Below are 16,139 nucleotides of genomic sequence, written 5' to 3' on the forward strand. Positions count from 1 at the left end.
CGGGCCGCACCGCAGAGCGAACGCACGAGGTAGGGGAGGCGGCGAGAGCCCGTACTCAGGGGGCGTCAGGCGGGCACGAGCTCGACCAGCGTGATCTCCGGCGGGCAGTTGATGCGCACGGGCAGCCACCCGCCGGCGCCCGCGTTGACGTGGAGTCGCCGGCCGCGGTGCTCGTAAGAGCCGTTGTGATAGAGCCCGGCGGGCAACATCGGTGTGAGCGCGTAATCGCCGATCCGGCCCAGCGAGATCTGCCCGCCGTGCGTGTGGCCGGACAGCATGAGATCGAACGGCAGCTCGCGCGCCGCGCGGAACGTGCCCGGGTGGTGGCTGAGCAGGACGCGCGGCGCGCCGTCGTCCTGCATCTGGCCGAGCGCTCGAGCCAGCCCGTCGACCGTCGGGCGCCGGGCTGGCTCGCCCGGGCGCGCGCGGCTCGGGTAGTCGATGGCGCCCATCCACAGGCGGTCGCCGCCGAGGCGGACCTCGCGCGCCTCGTCGACGAGCACCTGGGCGCCCGCTTCTTCGAGGCCCTTCATGATCGCCGGGATGCTGGCCGACCGCGCGGCGATGTACTCGTGGTTGCCCATGCAGAAGAAGAGCTGCCCCCGGGTGGGGCGCAGGCCCCGGAGCAGCCGAGTGGAGAGCTCGAGCTGGGAGACGTGGTGATCGAGCAGATCGCCCGTGATGACGTGGATGTCGGCGCGGACCGCGTTGATGGCGTCGCGGAGCTCGTCGAGTCGTTCGGCGTCCATGAAGCTGCCGACGTGCACGTCGCTGAGCTGCGCGATGGTGATGCCGTGCAGGCTCGTCAGCTCGCGCCGCACGGGCAGCGCGACCCTCACCACGACCGGGCGCTGTCGCGAGGCGAGCACGCCGCCCATCGACACAGCGACCGCCGCCGCGGGCAGCGCCCAGGTCGCGCCGACGATCAGCCGGCGGCGGGTCTCGTCGACGGCCTCCGGCCGGATCGCACCGCCGCCTGGCGCGTCGATGGTCCCGGCATCCGAGGCGGCCCGAGCGTCCGTGGCAGCGGCCTGGGCGTCCGCGCCAGCCCGGGAGTCGATGCCGGCCTGGGCGTGCGTGATGGCCCTGGCGTCCGTCGCTGATCGTGCCTTGCGAAGCGCCCGCAGGACGGCGCGCGCGACCGCGGCCACACCGAGGAGCACCCCGTACAGGAGCAGGCCCACCTGGGCGCCCAGCGCGATCATCGACAGCGGATCGGGCAGGTAGCGCTGGGTCGCCCGCAGCCCCGAGAAGCTCGCCACGGCAAAGAGCAGCGCCGGGTGCCCGAGCAGCAGCAGCGCCGCGGCGCACGCCCCGTCGATCAGCGCTCCGTGCCGCGGGAACGCCGCGCGGAGCCGCCGCCAGAGGATGAGACCGAGGAGCCCGTTGACGAGCGTGACGACCAGGCCGCCGAGCTGGAACACCCGCCGGAAAGTAGCATCGCGTCGCTCGCCCGTCCGGCCGCGTCGGCCGCTCGAACACCGCGCCTCCGGTGCACGTCCCGTCGAGGAGACCCGCTGCGCCGGCCGTGTGGCGTGCGGCCAGCGCCAGGGTCAAGCGTCGCCGCCAGGCAGCTCCGCGCGGACCGGGATCTCTCTCGCCTCGAGCCCCTCGATCGACTCCTTGCCCGAGAGCGCGTCGAGGCACCCGCGCGCGTCCCGGAGGTAGCCATTGAAGAACGCGGCGATGTAGCCCATCGCGATCGCCTGCTGTTCGCGCCGCGGGAGCTCGGCAGGGCCGTCGTGCGGCTCGGCCGGGCCGAGCGAGGTCGTGTAGCCGAAGTGGTTTGCGCCGGGCAGGGTCACGAGGTGCTTGGGCGCGCGCGCGCGCTGGTAGAGCGCCGCCGGGACGGCGGCGGCGATGGGGTCGGCGGTGCCGCGGACGAGGAGCACCGGTCGCGGCGCGAGCGCGTCGATGGGCGAGGCGCGCTCGGGCTCGCCCGCCGGCGCGAGCAGCGCGAGGGCGCGGATGTCGAACGGGCAAGCCGCGTCGAGCGCGAGCGCGAGCGCGGCCTGCGCGCCGAGCCCATGGCCGAGGAGCCCCACCCGATCGAAGTCGGCGAGGAGCGGGCCCCGCGAGCCGGCCCGGAGGTGCGAGAGCGCGTCCCGGAGCACCGCGGCGCGGCGCTGGGGCGCGTCGTCGGGCGTGAGCCACGAGAGGTCCGGCGCGACGACGACGAAGCCCCAGCGCGCGAGGTGCGCCATGACGCCGGCGAGCTGGCGGTAGTCCTGGCCGAGACCCGCAGCCGACCCGGCGGCGGCCGCGCTCGCGGCGAGGCGCCGCTCGTGTGCGATCGCGAGGACGGGGAATGGGCTTCCCGGCGAGAGCGGCGCCTCCTCGCCGTCCGCCGACGCAGGGTAGTAGAGCAGCGCGGCGCCGCGCGCGGGAGAGCGGTAGATCGCGCCCTGGAACGCCCAGATCTCCGGGTAACAGGCGTCTGCCGACAGCGAGAGCGCGCCGATGCGGCGGAACCCTGCCCGGTGTGGCCCGAGACGCAGCCGTGGCGCCGCGCTGGTGGGGAGCGGCGCAGGCGGGCGCGATGGCGAGGACGGCGGGCGCGATGGCGAGGACGGCGGGCGCGATGGCGAGGAGGGCGGAGGCGGCGCGGCAGAGGGCGGAGGCGGCGCGGCAGCAGGCGGAGGCGGCGCGGCAGAGGGCGGAGGCGGCGCGGCAGTAGGCGGAGGCGGCGAGGGCGGGCGTGACGTCTCCGGGGAGGGAGCGGCCGACGGGGATGACGACCCGCCGCGGAGCACCGCGCGCCGCGACCAGATGACCCCGTCGCGCACGAGATGGGCGATCTGCCCCTCTGCGCGCACGGCGAGCTCGAGCCGCCCGAGCGGGCGGCTCTCGATCGCGGACACCGTCTCGCACCGGCCCAGCTCGGTGGCGAACACCGTCGGTCCGCGGAAGCGCGCCCCGCGGGCGCCGTCGCTGCGGCACCACCGCGCCAGCCCCACGCCCGCGAGCGGCGAGAACAGCTCGAGCGCGCCCTCTCCGCCGGACCCGCTCCGGAAGAGCGCCGGCGTCCCCCGGACCCCGGAGACCACCTCCTCGGGGCCCTGCCACGCCGCCCCGGCCCCGGGAGAGCGCCAGAACATCAGCAGGCGATCGCCGGCCCGCGCGACGACCTCGAGGTCGCCCGCGCGCTGGATCATCGCGGCCGCCTCGAACCGCCCGAGGTCTGCGCCGAAGATCGTCGGCCCGCGCCAGACGAGCTCCGCGGTGTCGTTGTCGCGGTGGTAGTGCGCGATCCCGCCGCTCACGTGAGGGACCACGAGCTCGAAGTTGCCGCGTCCCCCGGAGGCGCCCTGGATCAGCGCCGGGTCGCCGGCCGCGCCCTCCGCGAAGAAGCGCGGCTCGCTCCACGACGGCTCGCCCGCGGGCGCGCACCAGAACGCGGCCAGCCGATCCCCCGCGCGCGCCACCGCCTCGAGGTTGCCCAGATCGCCGAAATTGCTCTGGATCATCGACACCGCGCCGACCTGGCCGAGCTCCCTCGCGAACGTCGCCACGTGGCGCCACGGCCCGGCGGCGTCCTCGCGGCGGTGGTGCTCGACGCCGAACGGCGCATCGGCGGCCGGCAGGACGAGCTCGAGCGCGCCGCTCGTGGCGCATTGCAGGAAGGAGCCGCTGATCGTGGTGGGCATGTCTCTGATCAGGTTTACCGGCGAGGCGCGGCCGCGCCTACCGCAGCATCTCCTCGATCCGCTCGCCCGTCGCCGCCGCGAGCCCCCGGGCGAGCGCCCGCGGGTTCAGCTCGACCGCGATGGCCACGGCGTCCGGCGCGTGCGTGGCGAGCGGCGGCTCGACCGGCGCGTCCAGCCCGAGCAGGTGGCCGAACGACCCGCGCGCGAGCTCGTTCCACGCGAGCAGCAGCTCCTCCGAGGCGGCCTCCCCGCTCGTCGAGAAATCGCCCGCCACCGCGATCGCGAGCGCGATCCCCTCGCGCGCGCTCGGCCTCGCGGCCGCGCCCACCGCGGTCGCCGCCGCGAGCAGCCCCCGCGCGCCGCGGGCCAGCTCCCCGTCGAACGGCCCCGGCGCGAACGCGCGCACGGGCGCCGGGCCGAACCGGGCCGCCAGCGCGGCCAGCGGCCCCTCCGAGAGCGCCGTGGGCGAGCGCTTGAGGCGCCCGAGCGCGTACAGCGACGCCACGCGCGCCGGCCCGCGCAGCGGGCTGCCGCCGTCCTGCACGCCGACAACGTCCGGGCCGAGGAGCACGAGCGCGTGCGGCGCCCTGCCGATGTCGCCCGTCACGCGCACGACGTCCGGTCGATCGAGCGCGCGCCGCTCCTTGCCCGTGAGCCGCCGCCGGAACAGCCGCTCGATGGTCCGCGGGTCGCCGCTGTGGCGCGCCACGTAGAGCCGGGCCTCGCCCTCGTCGGACACGTACGACGCGATCGCCGCCTCGCGCACCTGCCGCAGATCCACGCCGGTCGCGCCGGCGTGCCGGGCGAGGTTCTCCTCGGGCGCCACGATCGCGATCGACGGGATGAGCCACGGCACCGCCGCGATCTCGCGGGGCCGGGCGAGGACCAGCCACCGGAGCCCCGCCTGCGGCAGGAGGCGCGTCAGGTCCGCCGTGGCGAGCGGCGGCAGCGGCGGGGCCGGGCGGGCGGGCGGCCTCGGCGCGCCGCCGCACGCGGGCAGCGCGAGGCCGAAGACGCAGCCCAGGACGCCGCCGATCACGCTGCGCCGGCGCAGCCTCGGCCCGGGCGCGTCAGCCAACGACGAGGTAGGCGAAGCGGCGGTTCTTCGAGCCGACGCGGACCAGGAATCGCTTCCCACGCTCGAGCTTGAGCTGCTCGTCCTTCACCACCTCGCCGTCGAGGTGCACCGCGCCGCCCTTCACGAGGCGCCGCGCCGCGGAGGTCGACTCGGCGAGCCCCGCCAGCGCGAGCGCGTTGCCGATCGGGATCGTGTCGCGGTCGCTCGCCACGCGGATCTCCTCGATGACGTCCGGCAGGCCGCCGGCCGCGACGCTGCGGCGCCGCTCGAGGGCCGCGCGCGCGTCCTCGGCCGAGTGGAAGCGGGCGACGATCTCCTGCGCGAAGAGCTCCTTCACCGCGATGACGCCCTGCTCGCCGCGGACGACGGCCTCCCGCAGGCGGGCGACCTCCTCGGGGGGGCGCGACGACAGGAGCTCCATGTACCGCCAGATCACGCCGTCATCGACGAGCATGAGCTTCTGCAGCATGTCGAACGGCGGCTCGGTGATGCCGACGTAGTTGTCCGCGCTCTTCGACATCTTGGCGCCGACCACCTTGCCGTCCTCGATCCGCGCGTTCGTGCCCTCCAGCAGCGGCATCGTCATCACCATCTGGGCGCGCTTGCCGTAGCGGGGCATCAGGTCGCGCGCCACGAGCAGGTTGAAGAGCTGGTCGGTGCCGCCGAGCTCGATGTCGGCCTCGAGCTCGACCGAGTCGTAGGCCTGGAGCAGCGGGTACATGAACTCGTGCACGTAGATGGGCCGCGCCTCCTCGTAGCGCTTCTTGAAGTCGTCGCGCTCGAGCATGCGGGCGACCGTGTACTTCGCGCAGAGCTCGATCATCTGCGTCGGATCGAGCTTGTTCAGCCACTCGGAGTTGTAACGGACCTCGGTCCTGTCGCGGTCGAGGACCTTGAACGCCTGCGCCTGGTAGGTCTCCGCCGCGGCGACGACCTCCTCGCGCGAGAGCCGCGGGCGCAGCTCGTTCTTGCCGGTCGGGTCGCCGACCATGGCCGTGAAGTCGCCCACGACGAAGATGACCGTGTGCCCGAAGTCCTGGAACTCCCTCATCTTCTGCATCACGACCGTGTGGCCGAGGTGGAGATCGGGGCGGGTCGGGTCGAAGCCGGCCTTCACGCGCAGCGGCTTGCCCTCGCGGAGCCGCTCCTCGAGCTCGGCGCGGACGTGGAGGTCGACGGCACCCTTGCAGAGAATCTCGAGCTGACGTTCGGCGGGGACCATGGGGGCCCGCTTCTACCGCGCAGCGCAACCGCCCGCCAGAGGGGCGAAGGCCCCCGCGCCGCGCGCGACGTCCCCGACGTCGCGCGCGCGCCGGCAGGGCAGGGGGCGCGTCACCTCATTCGTCGTCGGTGTCCTCGTCGTCGTCATCCTCGTCGTCGTCGTCGCCCGAGATGGCGTAGGCGCGGCTGGCGTTGACGAGCTCCTTGAGCTCCTTGCCGACCTTGAAGAACGGGAGCCGCTTGGCCGGCACGGGCACCGGCTGGCCCGTGCGCGGGTTCCTGCCGCTGTAGGGCTTGTACGGTCTGACCGTGAAGCTGCCGAACCCGCGGATCTCGATGCCCTCGTTGCGCTGCAGCGCCTGCGTCATCGCGTCGAAGACGCAGTTCACCACGAGCTCGGCGCGAGCTTTGGTGAGCTCCCCCCGTCCCGCGATCGCGTCGATGAGCTCGCTTTTCGTCATGGTCCACCTCCCCCACCCGAGCGGACCACCGCCGGCGCTCGGCTTACCGCCTTCACCGCAGGGCCCCGGAGGATGCGCCGGTCCAGGGGCCGCATGACAACAGAATCCTAAGAAAAGCTCGCATGTTACGGGACTAGCGGTCAATCGAATTTCCGCCCGCGACCCGGACCGCGTCGAGCGCGAAGAGGCCCTCGGCTCCGCCTTCGGATCCGTCGGTTCCGGCGCGGCGGCGCGGGCTTTCTGGGCTTTCTGGCGGGCTCGCGGCGCCGGCGCCGGCGCCGGCGGCGCTCCTGCGCGCAAGGGAGAGCTCGATTTCGACGGCGCGCTCGGGGATCGGGTGCGGCGGGAGCTCGGCGCAGGTGAGCGGCGCGGCGGAGCCCGGCGCTGCGGAGGCGCCCGGCGCGGCGGGCTCGACCCGCCATACGTGGAGCAGGGCGCCGTCGACGAGGAGGCGCACCTCGCCCGCGCCGTCGCCCGAGACCGCCATGCGCGGGCTGATCCGGGCGCCGCGGAGCCACGGGGCGGGCAGGCCGACGCGCACGACGGAGGCGCCGCTCGCCGTGGCGGCGCCGCCGCCCGCCGCCGCGTGCACCGCGAGGAGGCGCCCTCCGGAAGCGCAGGTGCCGCCGGCGTGCTCGGGCAGCGCCCAGGCGTCGCGCTGGGCGCGCGGCGGCCACAGCGACTCGCCCTCGATGACGGCGTCGCGCTGGGCGTTGCCGGGCACCGTGTCGCCGGGGCCGTCGACGCCGTCGAAGACGAGCGGCGCGATCGAGACGGCGGCGAGGCCGCCGTCGTCCGGGATCGCGAAGCGATAGCGGTAGGCGGGCGGACGGCCGCGGGCCTCCCAGGCCATGCGGTCGAGCGCGTCGCCGCGGTAGCGCAGCACCGCGACGTCGCCCGGGGCGGGGTCGAAGCCGAGGTTGAACCCGTGATCCGTGTCGACGAACACGAGGCCGCGCGCGACGCCCGCCCGCGCGACCGCGGCGGGGTCGAACATCGGCAGGCCGCCCTCGCGATCGCGCAGCGCGGCGTGATCGAACCCCGCGCGGAAGGCGAAGCCCGCGAGCGCGAGCGCCGCCGCGACGAGCGCCGCCGCGAGCTGCGCGCGCGGCCGGCCCGCGGGGCCGCGGCCCTCGCGGCCGCGGCCCTCGCGGCCGCGGCCCTCGCGCGCGCGGGGTTCGACCACGCCGCGCTCCACGACGGCGAGGGCGGCCATCGCCGCGAGGACGTGCTCGATCGGCAGGACATCGGCGAAGAAGCGCGCGCCGCCGCCGGGGTAGTTGCCGTCGAAATAGAACGGGGCGTAGGCGGCGATCTGGAGGAGCGGGGCGATCGCGAGGGGGCGCGAGCGCGGGCGCCGGAGCGCGATCGCGGCGCCGACGATCACGAGGAGCGCGAGCGGCTCGGCGTTGAGCGCGTCGACGAGGTGGAGCTTCAGGCGGCGCAGCGTCGTGCCGGCGGCCGCCAGAAAGCCGTATCCTTCCGCGAGGTTGTGGCGGACGAAATCGCCGTGCTCGCCGAGGCAGCCGACCCCGGCGCCGAAGCCGTAGCGGAAGCAGCCGGGCGGGCCATCGGAGACGGCGTAGTAGGCGGCCTGCGACGAGGCGAGGCCGCCCGTCGCCGCGCGCTGGTGCGCCGCGAGCAGGGCGAGGCCGGGGAGCGCGCCGATCACCATCGCCGCGGCGAGCCCGCCGAGCCGCGGCGCAGGGCGGGGCCCTGGGCCGCCCTCGCGACGGGCGGCCGCGGCGGGCCCGCGCGCGCTCCCCGGCAGCAGCACGAGGAGCAGCGCCGCGGCGAGGGCGAGCGCGCTCGGCGGGCGCGTCGCCGCGAGCCAGCCGGCCGCGAGCCCGGCGAGGGCGGCCGCGCGCACGGCCGGGGCGAGGCGACGCGCCCGCCGAGCGCGCGTCGGGGCGTCGCGGGCCTCGTCGAGCGCGCGCCGCGCCGACGATAGCGCGACCGTGAAGCAGAGGGCCGCGAGCCCGTGCGACATCGTGTCGGCCGTGTGGTAGCGGAGCGCGGCGCAGAGCGCCGAGAAGAGCGCGGCGACGACCGGCACGAAGGGGATCCGCGCGGCGCCCCCGGCGGCGGCCGGGTCCTCCGGCGCGAACCGCGCGGCGAGGTCGTAGGTCGCGATCGCGAGCGCGGCGGCGAGCAGGGGGCCGACCGCGAGCGGCGCTCCCGCGAGGAAGCCCAGCGCGAGGAGGGCCGGGTAGCCCGGGGGGAAGAGCACCGCGACGCGGTCGACGTCGCCCGGGGCGGCGCCGCCCGGAGACGCGGCGCTCAGGGCCGCGGCGCCGTGGGCCGCCGCGTCGCTGCGGACGAGGAAGCGGCCGAGCACCGAGGCCGCGGGCTCGTCGAGCGGCCACGCGAGGTACCCCGCCGCCATCGCGCGCGCCTCGAGCCAGTAGCTCGTGGCGTCGATGATCCGGGGGCCGCCCCGGAGGTAGACCGCGACGTACGCGGCCGAGATCAGCGCCGCGACGACCGCGAGGGCCGCGGCGATCGCGAGGCCCGGGGCCGCGCCCGCGCGGGGCGCCGGGCCCGGGCGCGAGGCCGCGGGCGAGCGGCCGCGGCGGAGGAGCCAGGCGCCCGCGAGCAGCGCGGCCAGGGAGAGCGCGAGCGCGACCCACTGCGCCGGGTCGCGGGGCAGTCCGGCGCGCACGTCACGGCCCGGCGAGCGGGCGCGCCTCGGGGCGCGCGGCGCGCTCGAGGACCCAGACGTGGTGGTCGATCCACTCCCCCTCGACCGGCGTGAGCGTGAGCGTGAACGTCTCGGCCAGGCCCTCGGGCAGCGCGATCGAGGCCTCGGTCCAGCCGTCGCTCGCGCGGACGGCGACCTGGCCGAGCTCCCGGCCGTCCGCGGTCGCGCGGATCACGGCGGGGCGGGTCGCGGCGGTGCGGAGCACGAGCCTGCCCGGGCCGTTGCGCGGGGCGCGCAGGCGGGCGGTCTCGCTCCTGCCGCCCGGGATGACGCGGCCCGCGTCGAACCGATCGCGCCCGGACCCGCGCGGGTCGGGGAGGACGTTGAAGCCGACGAAGCCGGCCTGCGGCCTCGGGAACGTGTAGCCGTGCTCCCGCTCGCTCACGAGGTCGGCGACGTCGAGCTCGTCGAGGACCTGCTCGTCCGCGCGCATCGACGCGGGCGCCTCGCCGTGCGCGAACGGGCTCCAGTCGGCCCTGTAGATGACCTTCTCGGCGCCGCCGCAGATCACGTTCCCGACGACGGGGACCGAGACGATCTGCTTGCCGAAGATGGCCGGGAGCTCGCCCCACCAGCCCGGGTAGATGGCCATCGCGTCGGGGCGGTCGTCGGGCGGGATGCGCTCGACGAGCTCCAGCGAGGCGCCCAGGCCGTGGACGCCCGCGCGCGCGAACGGGAGGTCGTGGTAGCCGCCGAGCCCGATGAGGTCGAGCCCGGGCCGGTCCGAGGCGTAGAGGAGCGCGCCCGCGTCGCCGACGAGGACGCGGCGCACGTCGAGCTGGGCGAGCACCTTGCCGGCGACGAGGTGCTGGTCGCGGATGTTCCGGCTGGCGCGGCCGAAGAACCAGATCTGGTCGCGCATCCTCGGGAGCTGGTGGGCCCAGAAGACCGCGGCGAGGGCGAGCGCGAGCGCGACGCGCGCGACCCAGAGGCCGCTGGCGGCCAGGCCACCCTTTCCGGCGAGGCCGCCGCGGGCGCCGAGGGCGCGCGCCGGTACGGCGGCGAGCCGCGCCCAGAGCCCGGCCGGGGCGCCCTCGCGCCGCGCGGGGCGGCCGTCGGCGCTGTCCGGCGCGCTCCATGCGGCCCGCGCGACGAGCAGGGCGAGCCCCATCGCCGCGAGGACCAGGAGCCAGGCGACCGCCGGCATCGTGTAGCGCTCGTTCTGCCAGCGCACCTGGCCGTTCAGCGCGACGAGCGCGAGCCAGCCGACGACCTGGATCCAGAGCAGCGACGCGATCCCGCGGGTCTTGCGCGAGGCGAGCGGGACGAGCGCGAGGGCGGGGACGAGCCATCCCCAGGGGAGGGCGTCCGAGAAGTGGTGGTTGGTGTTGCGGGTGATGACGTAGGTCGCGAGGAACTCGTAGGTGTTCCACTTCTCCTCGGACGTCATGTACGGGTTGTTCAGCGCGAGCTTGGCGATGGCGCCGCTCGCCGCCCACTCGCCGGTGAACACGCGGTTGGCGATCGCCTGGGCGACGAACGCGAGCGCGCCCGGCACCGACGTCCGCAGCAGGGTCGCGATCGCGGCGCGCGCGCCGTGGGCGCGCCCCACGGCGATCGCGGCGTACACGCCCAGCGCCGCGACGCAGACGACCGACTCCGGCCGGGTGACGTAGAGGAGCGCGCCCGCGAGGCCGGCGAGCCAGCCCAGGCGGGCGAGGCGCTTCGCTGGCGCCGCGGCGCGGTCCCCTGCGCCGCCCGGATCGCGCGGCGCGCGCGGGGCGCTGGCGGCGCGGGCGACCTCGAGCGCGGCGAGCGTGGCGAGGGCCCAGGCGCCGAGGTGGAAGGCGTTCTCCATCCCGCTGAACAGCGACCAGTCGAGCGCGCCGATGCAGAGCGCCACGGGCGGCAGCAGGTACTTGGCCCAGCGCCCGATCGGCTCCAGGAGCCGCGCGCCCACGAGCAGGAAGCCGAGCGTCGAGGCGCACGCGATGATCGCGGCCCACTGCATCAGCAGCAGGCCGCGGAACCCGATGAGGTAGCCGAGCGCGAGGACGAAGGGGTAGCTCAGGCTGGTGTTCCCGCTCGAGAACCCGTTGCCCTCGGACCACTCGAACGGGTACCCGCGCGCGGTGGCGCGGGCGTAATCGAAGTGGATGAAGACGTCGTCGAGCGGCGCCGACCACATGCCGCCCGTCTGCCGGTGCATCGCCCCGTAGAACGCGACCGCGGCGTAGAGCACGCAGGCCCCCGCATAGACGGCGAACAGGACCGGATCGACGCGCGGCCAGGCGGCCACCAGGCGGTCGAGCCGGCCGGCGCGCGCTCCGGGGCTCGCGTCGCCGGCGGCCGCGTCCTCTGGCTCGCCCGGAGAGGCGCTGCTCGGCCGGGACGGGGGCGCAGCTCCTCCAGGCGGCGCGGAGGGCACGGGGTCGGCGCTGGACGGTGACACGCGGCCCTTTTACACGACTTTCGCGCGATCCGAGCCCGTGGAACCCCGTCCGAGGGGAAGCCGCCGGGCCGGCGAGCGCGGCGCGCCGCCAGGCGACCTGAGCATCCGCTGTCCGTGTAGGATTCGCGGGCGGGACCACGCCACACGAGGGGGACCATGCCAGCGCCAGCGCCGCTCTTTCGCCCATCTATCCTGCTGTTCCTCTGGATCTGGCTCGCCGCGTGCGCGCCGAGCGCGACGACGCCGCCGGCGGTCGAGCCCGCGAAGACGGTCGAGCTTCCGCCTCCTCCCGCGCCGGCCGCCGCGCCGGCCGCCGTCAGGGTGGCCGAGCCCGAGCCCGACCCCGGCACGGCCGTGCCCGTCACCCGCGCCGATCCGTGGTGGGGCGATCCGCTCGCGCCGGTGACCGTCGTGGTGTGGGGGGACTACGAGTGCCCCTTCACGAGCAGGCACATGGCGACGCTGGAGCAGCTCAAGCAGGCCTACGGGCCCGATCGGCTGCGCGTCGTCTGGAAGCACAACCCGCTGCCGTTCCACAGGAACGCGCGCCCCGCGCACCTCGCCGCAGAGACGGTGTTCCGGCTCGGCGGGACCGAGGCGTTCTGGAGGTTCCATGGGCTCGCGTTCGCCAACCAGCGCGCGCTCACGCCGGAGTCGCTCGAGGCGTGGGCCGCCGAGGCGGGCGTCGATCGGGCGGCGTTCCGCGCGTCCTTCGCGGGGCAGCAGCACGCGCCGAAGATCGACAAGGACCTCCAGGCGGGCAAGGCCGCGGGGGTCACGGGGACGCCCGCGTCGCTCATCAACGGCGTGCTCGTCAGCGGCGCGCACCCCATCGACAGGTTCCGGGACGTCATCGACGAGCAGCTCCGGGCGGCCGAGGAGCTCCGGCGATCCGGCGTCCCGCGGGAGCGCCTCTACGCCGCCCTGTCCGCGCAGAACAGGGCGCGCGCGCCGGCCCCGGCGCGGTCGTCGACCCCGACCGAGGACGACCCGACCGACTGGAAGGTGCCTGTCGACGGCTCGCCGACCCGGGGTAACCCGAGCGCTCCGGTCACGCTGGTCATGTTCTCGGACCTCGAGTGTCCGTTCTGTCGCAAGGTCGCCCCGACCATCGACGCCCTCGAAAAGAAGTACGGCCAGCAGCTCCGCCTCGTCTTCAAGCACAACCCGCTGCCCTTCCACCGCCGGGCCGAGCCCGCCGCGGAGCTCGCGCTCGAGGCCAGCGCGCAGAAGGGCGACGCGGCGTTCTGGCAGGCGTACGAGCTCCTGCGGCAGGGCACCCTCGAGGACGCGGACCTCGCGGCGCACGCGAAGACCCTGGGCCTCGACGTGCCGCGCGCGCAGAAGGCGATCGCTGCCCGTCGCCACGCGGCGCGCATCGAGCGCGATCAGCGCCTCGCCGAAGCCCTCAACGCGCAAGGCACGCCCCACTTCTTCATCAACGGCAGGCGGCTGCTCGGGGCCCAGCCGGCGGAGAAGTTCGAGGCCCTCATCGACGAGCAGCTCGCGCGCGCCGCGAAGCTCGTCGCCGCGGGCACGCCGCCCGCGAAGGTCTACGACGCGCTGCAGAAGGACGCGAAGGCCGGCGCGCCCCTCGAGCGGGTCCTCGCCCCCGCGCCGACCAGGGACAACCCCGGCAAGGGGGCGAAGCCCGGCGCGAAGGTGACGATCCAGATGTTCGCCGACTTCCAGTGTCCGTTCTGCAAGCGCGTCCAGCCCACGCTCGACGAGATCATCGCCGCCTATCCGGGCAAGGTCCGCGTCGTCTTCCGGCACCTGCCGCTCCCCTTCCACAAGCAGGCGCCCCTCGCCGCCGAGGCGTCGATCGAGGCGTTCCGGCAGAAGGGCGACGCCGGCTTCTGGGCGATGGCGCAGCGCCTGTGGGAGGACCAGTCCGAGACCGGGCTCAGCCGCGAGGCCATCGAGCGTCACGCGGCCGCGATCGGCCTCGACGCGACGAAGCTCCGCGCCGCGCTCGACTCGGGCGCGCACCGCGCGGCGGTCGAGGCGGACAGCAAGCTCGCCGCGAGCCTCCACATCACCGGCACGCCGGCCTTCGCGATCAACGACTACTTCCTCAGCGGCGCGCAGGCGACCGCGCGCTTCAAGCGGCTCGTGGACAAGGCGCTCGGCCCGCCCGATCCCCCCACGATGGAGTCGCTGCACGGCGTGAAGCCGCCCGCAGCGCATCCGGCTGCACCGCCGCAGCCGGCCGCGGCGCAGCCGCCCGCGAACCCGGGGCTCATGGGGGCCAGGCACCTGCTCGTGATGTATGCTGGCTCACGTCGCGCCCCGTCGCACGTGACCCGCAGCCGGGACGAGGCGCGCGCGCTCGCCGAGCAGGCGCTCAAGGCAGCGCAGCAGGGGGCGAGGTTCGAGGACCTCGTGGCCCGGTACAGCGACGAGCCGGGGGCCACCGCGCGCGGCGGCGATCTCGGCAAGTTCCCGAAGGGGGCGATGGTGCGGGAGTTCGAGCAGGCGCTGGAGAGCGTCGCTGTCGGCGCGCTGAGCGGGGTCGTGGAGACGCCGTTCGGCTTCCACGTCATCCTGCGGACGCAATAGCGCTCGTCGCCGGACCCGACAGGGGTGGATCAGCGCACGAGTGGACATGATGCAGAGTCGGGGCTCACGGATCGTTCCCCGGGCCGCGCGCCGACCACCCCCCTGATCGGCCTGGATTACGCGTTCACCGGTCTGCTCGTGTCGCCGTGAGCGGCAGGGAGTACCCGGCGGCCGTTCAGTGGCCGAGCGGCTGCGGCGCCTCGCCGCGCGGGCGGCGCGATCTCAGGACAGGCCCGATTCTCCTTGCCGGCCTCGCTCTGAGAATATTTCAGGCCTTCCTCGCAAGTGTGCCCGCGCGTCGGCGCGCTCTCTCCGTGCGGCCTGCGCGTTGACCCATCTCGCGCGCGTCGAGTAGAAAGATCCTCGCGCCAGAGCGCGCGACCCGGTCAGCGCCAGCGCGGATGGGAACCGCAAACGATGCGTTGGTTCGTCGAGATCTCGTCGTTAGGCCAGAACGCACCGCCGAGCAGGAAGGTGTGCGTCGAGGCCGCGCAGTGGCAGCCCGCGCTGCAGAAGGCCCGGGCGCTCCGCGGAGACGACGGGCCGCTCAACAATTTCTCCGTGGATCTGCTGGAGACCGGCTACCGGGCGATCGATCCGGCGACGCGCGTGCGGTACGTCGTGCAGCGCGCGCCGGACGACGCGGCGCTGACGGACGACGCGGGCGCTCCGCCGGCCGCGGCGGCGTCCCCGGAGGTGCGCCCTCCGGCGAGGCGCGCGCCGGCGCCCACGGTCCCGTTCATCTCGCTGGGGACCGCGCTCGTGGTGACGCAGCCGGCGAGCGGCGCGGCGCCGCCGGCCGCCGGCGCGGCGCCGCCGGCGGACGGCGCGGCGCCGCCGGCGGACGGCGCGGCGCCGCCGGCGGACGGCGCGGCGCCGCCGGCGGACGGCGCGGCGCAACCCGCGGGCGCTGCGCAGGTGGCGGCCGAGCCGGCGCCGGCGCCCGGCGCGCTGCCGGCGTTCGAGCTCGTGTCGCAGCGCGCGGAGGACCCGTCCGAGCGCTCGCCGCTCACGTACCGAGAGCTCGTCTATGCGGTCGCGACCGGCACCCCGCGCGAGCTCGTCAATGCGCTGCTGCTCGACCGGCTCGATGTGGCACGGAAGCTCATCGACGACGCCCGTCCGGGCAAGTTCATTCACATCGCCGTGTTCGACCACGTCTTCCAGGGCCGACCTCAGCGCAGCCCGCTCGCGACCCTGGCCTGGAAGGACTGGCGCTCAGGGGAGCCCGAGATCCAGTTCCGTCCGCGCACCAGCGGCACCACGCCGCCGCCGGCCGCGGGGCCGTCGGCCACCGCGACGCCGCTGCCGGGCGCCGCGCCGCTCCCTGCCATCACCGCGACGCCGCTGCCGGGCGCCGCGCCGCTCCCTGCCGCCACCGCGACGCCGCTGCCGGCCGCCGCGGCGCCGCCCGCCGCCACCGCGACGCCGCTGCCGGCCGCGTCGCCGGCCGCCGAGGCCGCTCCCCCCGCGCCGAGCCCCCCGCCGCGGAGGCGGTCGTCCTACCCTCCCAGGAACGGGCGCCTCTCCGGCGACGACCTGATCGCCGAGCTGTTCGAGGCGTGCAGCGAGCTGCACTTCCTCCAGGACACCCTCGCCGGCGCGGACTTCATCCTCTCGCTCACGCTCGACAAGATCCCGTGCGCCCTCGGGCTCGTGTCGCTGTTCGACATCAACCGGGGCGAGTTCGTCGTCGTCCGGCAGCACGGCGGCAAGACCGCGCTCCTCACCAGGCTGTCCGAGCGGGCGCCGCTCGCGCTGGCCGCGATGCGGTCGAGGCGCGCCGTCGTGGTGCCCGACGTGTCCAGCGACGAGCGCGTCATGGACGAACGCTGGAAGGCCACCGGCGTCGAGCTCCGCAGCGTCGTCTGCGCGCCGGTGGAGCTCGCGGGCCGCTACCTCGGCCTCCTCGAGATCGCCAACCCGCTCGACGGCAAGCCCTTCTCCGAGAGCGACGGCAACGCGCTCACCTACATCGGCCAGCAGTTCGCCGAGTTCGTCGGGGCGCGCGGCGTGGTCACCGAGCCGGGCCTCGTCACCGCGGCCACCAGGAGGGCCGCCCGCTAGCGGCGCGCAG

The 16,139-nt window shown here is 75.7% G+C and carries 9 protein-coding genes; 2 read left to right on the forward strand and 7 right to left on the reverse strand.

Annotated elements, in window-relative coordinates:
- Nucleotides 1-65 precede the first annotated feature (65 nt).
- The 7 genes from WME76_RS03230 to WME76_RS03260 all read right to left on the reverse strand — a co-directional run bounded on the left by WME76_RS03230 (nt 66) and on the right by WME76_RS03260 (nt 11,500).
- Nucleotides 66-1,424, reverse strand: coding sequence for a metallophosphoesterase (locus WME76_RS03230; protein WP_437958751.1), 1,359 nt, complete (start codon nt 1,422-1,424; stop codon nt 66-68).
- A 129-nt stretch (nt 1,425-1,553) separates the two neighbouring features.
- Nucleotides 1,554-3,647, reverse strand: a complete 2,094-nt coding sequence (locus tag WME76_RS03235; protein WP_437958752.1) for an alpha/beta hydrolase — start codon at nt 3,645-3,647, stop codon at nt 1,554-1,556.
- A gap of 37 nt (nt 3,648-3,684) precedes the next feature.
- Nucleotides 3,685-4,725 (reverse strand): hypothetical protein, encoded by a 1,041-nt coding sequence (locus WME76_RS03240; RefSeq protein WP_437958753.1) that lies wholly within the window; start codon nt 4,723-4,725, stop codon nt 3,685-3,687.
- Nucleotides 4,718-5,947, reverse strand: a complete 1,230-nt coding sequence (gene tyrS, locus WME76_RS03245; RefSeq protein WP_437958754.1) for a tyrosine--tRNA ligase — start codon at nt 5,945-5,947, stop codon at nt 4,718-4,720. The genes WME76_RS03240 and tyrS overlap by 8 nt, the downstream gene beginning before the upstream one ends.
- Nucleotides 5,948-6,062: 115 nt before the next feature.
- The gene (locus tag WME76_RS03250) at nt 6,063-6,407 is read right to left on the reverse strand and encodes an HU family DNA-binding protein (protein WP_061618911.1); all 345 of its coding nucleotides are present in this window, start codon (nt 6,405-6,407) and stop codon (nt 6,063-6,065) included.
- 133 nt (nt 6,408-6,540) lie between these two features.
- Complete coding sequence (locus WME76_RS03255) at nt 6,541-9,069, reverse strand: hypothetical protein (protein ID WP_437958755.1); 2,529 nt, start codon at nt 9,067-9,069, stop codon at nt 6,541-6,543.
- A gap of 1 nt (nt 9,070) precedes the next feature.
- Nucleotides 9,071-11,500 (reverse strand): hypothetical protein, encoded by a 2,430-nt coding sequence (locus WME76_RS03260; protein WP_437958756.1) that lies wholly within the window; start codon nt 11,498-11,500, stop codon nt 9,071-9,073.
- A 156-nt stretch (nt 11,501-11,656) separates the two neighbouring features.
- On the opposite strand from WME76_RS03260, the gene WME76_RS03265 reads away from it, so the two are divergent.
- Nucleotides 11,657-14,062 (forward strand): thioredoxin domain-containing protein, encoded by a 2,406-nt coding sequence (locus WME76_RS03265; protein ID WP_437958757.1) that lies wholly within the window; start codon nt 11,657-11,659, stop codon nt 14,060-14,062.
- A 417-nt stretch (nt 14,063-14,479) separates the two neighbouring features.
- Nucleotides 14,480-16,129: a GAF domain-containing protein gene (locus WME76_RS03270; RefSeq protein ID WP_437958758.1), complete on the forward strand. Its 1,650-nt coding sequence runs from the start codon at nt 14,480-14,482 to the stop codon at nt 16,127-16,129.
- The last annotated feature ends 10 nt before the right edge of the window (nt 16,130-16,139 follow it).

It is taken from the genome of Sorangium sp. So ce119 (genome assembly GCF_051524405.1).
Lineage (GTDB): Bacteria > Myxococcota_A > Polyangia > Polyangiales > Polyangiaceae > Sorangium > Sorangium cellulosum_G.

Bases quoted from the DNA above. Each gene is read 5' to 3' on its own strand.
- WME76_RS03265 (WP_437958757.1), top strand. From the start codon at position 11,657: ATGCCAGCGCCAGCGCCGCTCTTTCGCCCATCTATCCTGCTGTTCCTC.
- tyrS (WP_437958754.1), bottom strand. From the start codon at position 5,947: ATGGTCCCCGCCGAACGTCAGCTCGAGATTCTCTGCAAGGGTGCCGTC.
- WME76_RS03235 (WP_437958752.1), bottom strand. From the start codon at position 3,647: ATGCCCACCACGATCAGCGGCTCCTTCCTGCAATGCGCCACGAGCGGC.
- WME76_RS03250 (WP_061618911.1), bottom strand. From the start codon at position 6,407: ATGACGAAAAGCGAGCTCATCGACGCGATCGCGGGACGGGGGGAGCTC.
- WME76_RS03270 (WP_437958758.1), top strand. From the start codon at position 14,480: ATGCGTTGGTTCGTCGAGATCTCGTCGTTAGGCCAGAACGCACCGCCG.